The organism is Roseomonas rosulenta (assembly GCF_016106005.1).
GTDB lineage: Bacteria > Pseudomonadota > Alphaproteobacteria > Acetobacterales > Acetobacteraceae > Neoroseomonas > Neoroseomonas rosulenta.
Window position 1 is genome coordinate 1 of the sequence record NZ_JACADR010000202.1, and the last position, 8,298, is coordinate 8,298.

6 protein-coding genes and 1 tRNA gene are annotated in these 8,298 nt (G+C 71.8%); 2 read left to right on the forward strand and 5 right to left on the reverse strand.

Annotated elements, in window-relative coordinates; translation table 11 throughout:
* Positions 1-614 precede the first annotated feature (614 nt).
* Entirely contained in the window at positions 615-1,280 is a 666-nt protein-coding gene (gene lipB, locus HW578_RS19305; RefSeq protein WP_198372344.1) for a lipoyl(octanoyl) transferase LipB, read from the reverse strand.
* 30 nt (positions 1,281-1,310) lie between these two features.
* On the opposite strand from lipB, the gene HW578_RS19310 reads away from it, so the two are divergent.
* Positions 1,311-1,396 (forward strand) — tRNA-Leu (locus HW578_RS19310).
* Positions 1,397-1,557: 161 nt separating this feature from the next.
* Here HW578_RS19310 and HW578_RS19315 read toward each other — a convergent pair.
* The 3 genes from HW578_RS19315 to HW578_RS19325 form a co-directional block, all read right to left on the reverse strand.
* Positions 1,558-2,304 carry a hemerythrin domain-containing protein gene (locus HW578_RS19315; RefSeq protein WP_198372345.1) on the reverse strand — a complete coding sequence of 249 codons (747 nt, stop codon included), beginning with the start codon at positions 2,302-2,304 and terminating at the stop codon, positions 1,558-1,560.
* Positions 2,305-2,390: 86 nt separating this feature from the next.
* Complete coding sequence (locus HW578_RS19320; RefSeq protein ID WP_198372346.1) at positions 2,391-2,918, reverse strand: c-type cytochrome; 528 nt, start codon at positions 2,916-2,918, stop codon at positions 2,391-2,393.
* A gap of 146 nt (positions 2,919-3,064) precedes the next feature.
* Positions 3,065-4,504, reverse strand: coding sequence for a tetratricopeptide repeat protein (locus HW578_RS19325; protein WP_198372347.1), 1,440 nt, complete (start codon positions 4,502-4,504; stop codon positions 3,065-3,067).
* A 175-nt stretch (positions 4,505-4,679) separates the two neighbouring features.
* Between HW578_RS19325 and HW578_RS19330 the strand changes: the two genes are divergently transcribed.
* Positions 4,680-6,953 (forward strand): NADP-dependent malic enzyme, encoded by a 2,274-nt coding sequence (locus HW578_RS19330; protein WP_198372348.1) that lies wholly within the window; start codon positions 4,680-4,682, stop codon positions 6,951-6,953.
* A 24-nt stretch (positions 6,954-6,977) separates the two neighbouring features.
* On the opposite strand, the gene HW578_RS19335 is transcribed toward HW578_RS19330, so the two are convergent.
* Positions 6,978-8,298, reverse strand: a 1,321-nt coding sequence (locus tag HW578_RS19335; RefSeq protein ID WP_198372349.1) for a hypothetical protein, incomplete at its 5' end; no start/stop codon positions are given.

Here is an 8,298-nt window from a genome sequence, read left to right on the forward strand (position 1 = left end):
GCCGGGGAGGCGGCCCGCCGCCGCCCGGCGGCGCCCGCGCAGGCCGAGGCCCCGCGGCGGGACCGGTCCTGGCGGGAGGGGGATTTCCGCGACGGATCGAGCGCGCCGGCCTTCCTGCGGCGGGGGCGGTGATCAGGGCTTGAGTCCCCGGGGGAGGGGAACTTCCCCCGGGGCCGATCCTTATGCCCTCGGCAGGACGGACAGCGTCCGTCGCTGCCGGGACGCGCCGTACCGGGACTCGCTGCCTGCCATGCGGCGCGCGCTGGTCGCCTTTGGCCATGTGCGGGAGGTCCTTGGCGACCGTGTCAGCGTCCGACGCTTTCTCTGGACTTTCGAATTCGCAGGGCATTATATAGGAAAGAGATCCGCGCTTCAGCGCGACCTTCGCTCGTTAAACCTGCGCATCCGTTTATTTCGGCCCCTTGGCCTCCTCTCCAATCCGGCTGTGCCAGGAAGCTGTCCAAGATCCGCAGGCGCGCGATCCGCTTACAATCCTAAATCCCTAAATTGACCCTGGGCGATTTGTCCGAAACCGCCGGGTCCCGCACCGCCCGCCCAACAGCCAAAAAAGAGGACGGGGTTTCAGGGGGAGTTCCCTCCCCCTGACCTTCTCCTCACCAGTCCCCGAACACCTCGCCCCAGGCCTCCCGCAGCGCGGCATCGGCTTCCGCCATCGTCGCCACCACCCCCTGCGCCGCGATGCTCGTCACCCCGTGCTCGCTCACTCCGCAGGGGACGATCCCGCCGAAATGCGACAGGTCCGGCTCCACGTTCAGCGCCACCCCATGCCAGGTCACCCAACGCGTCACGCGCACGCCGATCGCGGCGATCTTGTCCTCGCCCCCCGTGCGGTTCGCCACCCACAGCCCGACGCGGCCTTCGCGCCGCTCCGCGCGGATGTTGAAGCGATCCAGCGTGCGGATCAGCCATTCCTCGAGGCCATGGACATAGGCCCGCACGTCGCGCGCCGGCACGCTTCCATGCGCCCGGTTGAGGTCCAGCATCACGTAGCCCGTGCGCTGCCCTGGCCCATGATAGGTCCATTGCCCGCCGCGCCCGGCGCTGAACACCGGGAAGCGGGCGTCGTGCAGGTCCTCGGGTCGCGCCGAGGTGCCGGCGGTGTAGGTGGGGTCGTGCTCGACCAGCCAGACGCGCTCGCGCCCTGTGCCGGCGCGAATGGCGCCGACATGCGCCTCCATCGCCGCCAGGGCCTCGGCATAGGGGGTGCGGCCCTCGGAGATGATCCACTCCGGGCCCTCTGTTGCTGGCGGCGCAAGCATGGGTTATACGCCGCGCCCTCTACCCGGTTTGCGGTCGTGGCGGAATGGTAGACGCGCCAGCTTGAGGTGCTGGTAGGGGAAACCCTGTGGAAGTTCGACTCTTCTCGACCGCACCAGTTTTTCTTTAGATCCCTCAGACGCCGGGCGGCCCGCATGCGCGGGCCTTGGCTTCGCGCCATGCACTGGCGTGCGGGCGGCCGTTGCCGGTCTGGGCGCGGTCGCGCGTTGCGCTCCCGGCCCGAGGCAGGGCCTCGGGCCGACAGGGATCAGGTCCCCGTCAGGCCGCCAGGTCCAGGCGCTTCTGCAGATCGTGCCAGTCGGCCGGCGCCAGGCTCATCATCGCCGAGCCCTCGATCATCGCCACCGCCGTGTCGTCCGGGGCATTCGCCCTGGCACCCGCAATGAGGGCCGCGCGCTCCGGCGGGCTCATCGCGGGCAGCATCATCCGCAGGAAGGCCTGCGCGCGGGCCGGCGGAATGGCCGCCAGGATTCCGGCCTCGATCGCCCGCATCTCGTCATCGCTCAGCAGCGCCTGGAGCATCGGCTGCACCGCCTGCTCCTCCTCCGCCATGTGCTCGAAATCCTCGGCGACGAAGGTGCTGAAGCGCAGGTACAGACGGCGCCCGAGGGCCGGCCGCTCGTCGCTCGGCGCGGCGGCGATGGTCTCGATCATCAGCGCCAGGTCGGCGAAGGCGGCAGCATGGGCCTCGTGCTGGTGGCGCGGGCGTACCGCGCCCTCCGGCAGGCGCGCATCGAGCAGGCGGTGGATGTGCTCCTCCTCATGCTTCAGGTGCGCCGCCGAGATCTCGAGCTGCCCGCGCATCGCATCCAGCAGCGCCGCTGTGCTCCCGGCATCCGTCCAGTCCTGCGCGCCGAGTCGCGTCAGCAGCCCGCACAGCGCCAGGCGCAGCCCCTTGTGGACCGGGCCGTAGAGGTCGAAGGAGGCCGGGCGCTTCGGCGCCGGCACCGGGCCGAACACGTCGTCACAGCTCGGCGGGAGCCAGTTGTCGTTGATGATCGGCATGGGGCGTGTCCTCCGCATGGGTGCGGCTGTCATGGCGCCGGCCCCGCGCCGCACGTCGCGGTGGCCGGCGCGCGGGTGGTCGAGGGTCAGCGGGCCGGCGCGCCGGGCACGACGACCGTGAGGTAGGGCGCGCTGGGCGTCTCGGACGCGCCGACCATGGCCGGGGTCGGGTTGCGCACCGGCGGCAGGCTGCGCAGGTAGCGCGCCAGCGCCCGCGCATCGGCGTCGGTGAGCGCGGCATAGGAATGCCACGGCATCACCGGCGCCAGAACGCGCCCGTCCGGCCGCACGCCGGTGCGCACGGCGCGCACGATGTCCGCCTCGCTCCAGGCGCCAAGGCCGGTCTCGCGGTCCGGGGTCAGGTTGGGCGGGTAGAAGACGCCGAGCTCGGGGATGCCGAAGCCGATGCCCGAGCCCGCCAGGTGCAGCCGCGGATCGGGCTGGCCGGCCAGCGCGCCGCCGGTGTGGCAGCCGCCGCAATCCATGATGCGCGCGAGGTACTCGCCGCGCGCATTGGGCCCGGAGGCCGGGGCCTGCTGCGCCAGCGCGGGCGCGGCGGCGAGGGAGGCGATCATGGCGGCGGCACGCAGGCCGCGGGAGGCGATGCTGGTCATGGCGGCGGTCCTCGATGCCCGGGCGACCTCGCCGCGGGATGGACGCACCCTGATCGACCGACCTTTCCGGAGCCATCGCCGGAGCTTTCCGGAGCTTTCCGGGATCCTTCCCGCCGGTGATCCGCGTCACACCGCCGCGCGGTTGCTCACTCCGGCACGCCGGCCTTGACCAGGCCCTCGACGAAGACCTCGGCATGGGCGAAGCCCGCCAGGTTGCGGCGCAGCACCCCCACGCGGATCGGTGGGCCCATGCGGTTGCGCGCCTCGATGCAATCCTGCGCCTCCTCGATCAGGCCGAGATGGCCGCAGCACGAGATCAGCGTGTTGTAGGGACCGAAATATTCCGCGAAGCCGGCGACGGCGGCGCGCAGATGCGGCAGCGCTTCCTCGAAGCGCCGGGCGCCGAGCAGCGCGAGGCCGTGGATCGCCGTGTAGATGCCCGCGAAACTGTCCATGGGGCTCAGGCGCAGCGCGAGGCCGGTCTGCGCGATGGCATCGTCGATCCGCCCGGCGCGCAGCAGACCCCAGCCGTACATCGTGCGCCCGAGCGCGAAGCTCGGGTTGAGGTCGAGAGCGGCGCGCAGTTCGACGAGCCCCGCCTCGTGCTGCCGCACGGTGGACAGGCAGATGCCGTGCGTCATGCGCGCCCAGGGCTCGGCCGGGTCGAGCGTGGCTGCCTCCGCCGCCTGGCGCGCGGCGATGCGGTACCCCTCGGCATTGTCCGGCCACCAGTAGCACAGCGCCGCCCACCACGCCGACCAGGCGAGCAGCGCATGCGCGCGGGCATATCCGGGTTCGAGCGCGATCGCCGCGTCCAGCAGACGGCGCGCTTCCTCGTTGTGCCTCCGCCCGACCTTGGTGATCAGCCCCATGGCCCGCACCGCGAGGCCCCAGGCGGAGAGGTTCGCGGTCGGCCGCGCCGCGGCGCGGAAGCCTTCCTCGGCATACAGATGCGGTTCGATCGCGGCCACGACGTTGCGCGTGATCTCGTCCTGCACGGCGAAGATGTCGGCCATCTCGCGGTCGTAGCGCTCGGCCCAGATGTGGCGGCCGGTGGCGGCGTCGATCAACTGGCCGGTGACGCGGATGCGCCCGCCGGCCACGCGCACGCTGCCTTCCAGCACGTAGCGCACGCCGAGGTCGCGCGCGACCTCCCGGACGTCCACGGCGCGGCCCTTGTAGGTGAAGGTCGAGTTGCGCGCGATCACGAACAGCCAGCGCAGCCGCGCGAGGTCGGTGATGATGTCCTCGGTGATGCCATCGGCCAGCCAGTCCTGGGCGGCGGCGGTCTCGCCCATGAAGGTGAAGGGCAGCACGGCGATGGACGGCGCGGCATCCTCCGCCCCGCCGGTCGCGATGGTGCCGGGTGACGCGTCGGGCAGAGCGGGGGCCGCGACCTTGTCGTTCAGGACAAGGCCGGTGCTGGCCTCCACCACCGCGAGCGTGCGGTCGGAGAACAGCCCGACCAGCAGCTTGTCGACCGTGGAGCGGCCGAGCCGTGTGCGATGCGCGAATTCGTCCCGCGAGATGCGCTCGCGGGCCAGGTAGGTGCGGAGGATGTCTGCGACCCGTCGCCTGTCGTCCATGCGGACGCCGCTGCTCCCCGACCCATCGCCCCGCCGCGCGCAGGGGGCCTCGACCTGAGGCGCCACGATAGGACGGCGCGCTCGATGGGGAAACCGTTCCCGGAGAGCGGCGCCGCGTGGCAGCCCTGACGCGTCGGCGCGAAAGCTTCTACCCTGTCCGGCGGAGGTACCGTTCATGGACGATGATTTCCGCCGCGCAGCGCTCGACTACCACCGGCTCCCGCGGCCCGGGAAACTGGCGATCGAGCCGACCAAGCGCATGGCGACGCAGCGCGACCTGGGCCTCGCCTACAGCCCGGGCGTGGCCGCCGCCTGCGAGGCGATCGCCGCCGACCCGGCCGCCGCCTACGAATACACCACGCGCGGTAACATGGTGGCGGTCATCACCAATGGTACGGCGGTGCTGGGCCTCGGGGCCATCGGCGCGCTGGCCTCCAAGCCCGTGATGGAGGGCAAGGCCGTCCTGTTCAAGAAATTCGCCGGCATCGATTCGATCGACATCGAGGTCGAGGAACGCGACCCGGCGAAGTTCATCGAAGTGGTGGCGGCACTCGAACCCTCCTTCGGCGCCATCAACCTCGAGGACATCAAGGCGCCCGAATGTTTCGTCATCGAGGCGACGCTGCGCGAGCGCATGAAGATTCCCGTCTTCCACGACGACCAGCATGGCACCGCCATCATCGTCGCCGCCGCGGTGCGCAACGGGCTGCTGCTGCAGGGCAAGCGGCTCGAGGACGTGAAGCTGGTCAACACCGGCGGGGGCGCCGCGGCGCTGGCCTGCCTCGACCTGCTGGTCTCGATGGGGCTCAGGCGGGAGAACGTGACAGTCTGCGACATCGGCGGCGTGGTGCATGCCGGGCGCAACGACCTCGACCCCTACAAGGCGCGCTACGCGCAGGTGACGGAGGCGCGCACGCTGGAGGATGCGCTGCCGGGCGCGGACGTGTTCCTCGGCCTCTCGGCGCCGCGCGTGCTCAAGCCCGAATGGCTGAAGCTGCTGGCACCGAAGCCGCTGGTGCTCGCGCTGGCGAACCCCGAGCCCGAGATCCTGCCCGAGGCGGTGCGTGCCGCGCGCCCGGACGCGATCGTGGCGACCGGGCGCACCGACTACCCGAACCAGGTCAACAACGTCCTGTGCTTCCCCTTCATCTTCCGCGGCGCGCTGGATGTGGGGGCGACCACCATCAACGAGGCGATGAAGATCGCCGCGGCGGATGCCATCGCAGCACTTGCGCGCGTGGAAGCAAGCGAAGTGGTCGCCGCGGCCTATGGCGGCGTCGCGCCGGTCTTCGGCCCCGACTACATCATCCCCAAGCCCTTCGACCCGCGCCTGATCCTGGAGATCGCGCCGGCGGTGGCGAAGGCGGCGATGGACAGCGGTGTGGCCACACGCCCGATCGCCGATTTCGAATCCTACCGGCGCGAGCTGGAACGCAACGTGTTCCGCTCGGGCAATTTGATGCGCCCGGTCTTCGAATCCGCCCGCAAGCGCCCGCGCCGCGTCGCCTATGCCGAGGGCGAGGACGAACGCACGCTGCGCGCCGTGCAGTCGGTGGTCGATGAGGGCATCGCCGAACCCATCCTGGTCGGCCGGCGCGACGTGATCGAGGCGAAGGTCGCGGCGCTCGGCCTGCGCATGCACCTCGGCGACAGCGTGCGCGTGGTCGATCCCGTGGCGGACGAGGCGCTGTTCGGCCCCCTGACGGAGCTCTATCGCCGCAAGGTCGGCCGCCGCGGCACGCCGCCCGACGCGGCGGCGAAGCGGGTGATGACGCGCCCCGCCGTCGCGGCCTCCCTGCTGCTCGAGGCCGGCCACGCGGATGCCGCCATCTGCGGCGGCACCGGGGACTGGATGGGGCAGTGGTCCCATGTGCTCGACATCATCGGCAAGCGCGACGACGTCGGGCGGGTCTATGCGCTCTCGGGCGTGGTGACGCGGGCGGGCGAGCACCTGTTCGTCGTGGACACGCACCTGTGCCTGGAGCCCACGGCGGAGCAGATCGCCGAGATGACGCTGCTGGCCGCCGAGCAGGTGCGCGCCTTCGGCATCACGCCCAAGGTCGCGCTGCTGTCGCATTCGTCGTTCGGGGCCTCGCATGCGCCCTCGGCGCGGCGGATGCGCCAGGCGCTGGCGCTGGTGCGCAGGCACGACCCGGCGCTGGAGGTGGATGGCGAGATGCACGCCGATGCCGCGCTGATCCCCGCCATCCGCGCGCGCGCGGTGCCCGACAGCACGCTGGAAGGTTCGGCGAACCTATTGGTCATGCCGGGGATCGATGCCGCCAACATCGCCTTCAACCTGGTCAAGGCGGCGACGGATGGGCTTCAGCTGGGCCCGCTGCTGCTGGGCATGAACAAGCCGATCCACGTGCTGGTGCCGAGTGTCACCGCACGCGGCATCCTCAACGTCACGGCGCTGGCGGTGGCGCAGGCGAACGCGCAGGGCTGAACGCGCCAGCCCTGCGCGCCGGCGCTACTGCGCCGTGGCGGTGATCCCGAGCAGCCGCTGTGCCTCGGCCGGGCTGGGCGACGCGCTCTGCATATCCGCCATGCCGAGCGGCTTGGGCGGATTGGCGCGGATCTCGATGGTGCGCGCCTGGCCGCGGATGAAGCGCTGCACCGCGTCGCGGATCGGGTCGAGCGCCGCCGCCCCGGGCTGCGACAGCGCCCCGCCGGCCATGGCGGCGAACTGCTCGCGAAGCTGCGGCTCCGGCGTGCGGGATTCGCGCGACTGCGCGGTGATGAAGCGCTGGAACAGCGAGGCATCGGCATAGCGCAGGCCGAAGGAGATCAGCTGCGCGGCGGAGAAGTCGCTCGCCTGCAGCCGTTCCTGCGTGAGGCCATCGAGCGCGAACGCGATCGACAGCGTGCCCGCCTCGCGCAGCGCGAGCGAGAGGTCGCGCACCTCGATCCGTCCCGATCCGCCCTCATAGGCGGTGGAGGAGGTGATGTCGGCATCGATCGTCTGGTAGCCGAAGCGCGACAGCCAGTCCGCGATCAGCGGCGTGGCTTCCACGCGGATGCCGCGGAAGGCCAACGTGCCGGTGCCCGAGCCGTTGGGGTTGGTGACGTCGGCGCCGATGCGCATCTCGGTCATCCGTCCCACCGGACGGCCGCCGCCGGCCAGTTCCAGGCCGTCCATCTCGACCGCGGCGCGCCCGACCAGGGTGCGCGGGCGTTCCTGCCGCATCACCGCGCCGAGGGTCGCGGCGATGTCCACCCCGCTGAAGGCGAAGCGTGCCAGGCGCACCGCATCGACCACGCCGCCGCCGTCGATGCCGGACACCTCCAGCCCCTCGATCCCGAAGCGGGCCGGCTGGCCGGCGACCCAGTTCTCGAAGGACATCATGCCGAGGCGCATGGTCGCACCGCCCGAGGTCTCGACCCCCTCGATCCGTAGCGCATCGAGGCGCACCTGCTCTGGCTGCGGCGGGCCGCCGGCGCTGTCGCGCGGCACCGTGAGGCCGGCGAGGCGGATCATGCCGATGCGCACCTGCGTGCCGTCCTCGGTGGTGGCGAAGCCGCGGATCACCGCCTCGGCCACGCCATCGGGGCGCAGGCCGTTCAGCGTCACCTCGTCGGCAGTGGCGCGCTTGTCGCCCTGTTGCAGCACCACGCCGGCCAGGCGCACCTGCTCGCCCGCGGCATCGAGCGCCTGCGCAGTCGCGTAGGACAGCCGCACATCGGCGCCGAGCAGGCCGCGCAGGCGCGTCACCGCCGCCGGCTCGTTCGCCGGGATGGGCTGCTGCGGCGCGGCCTGCTGCTGCGGCGCGGCCTGGGCCGGCGGCGCGGGG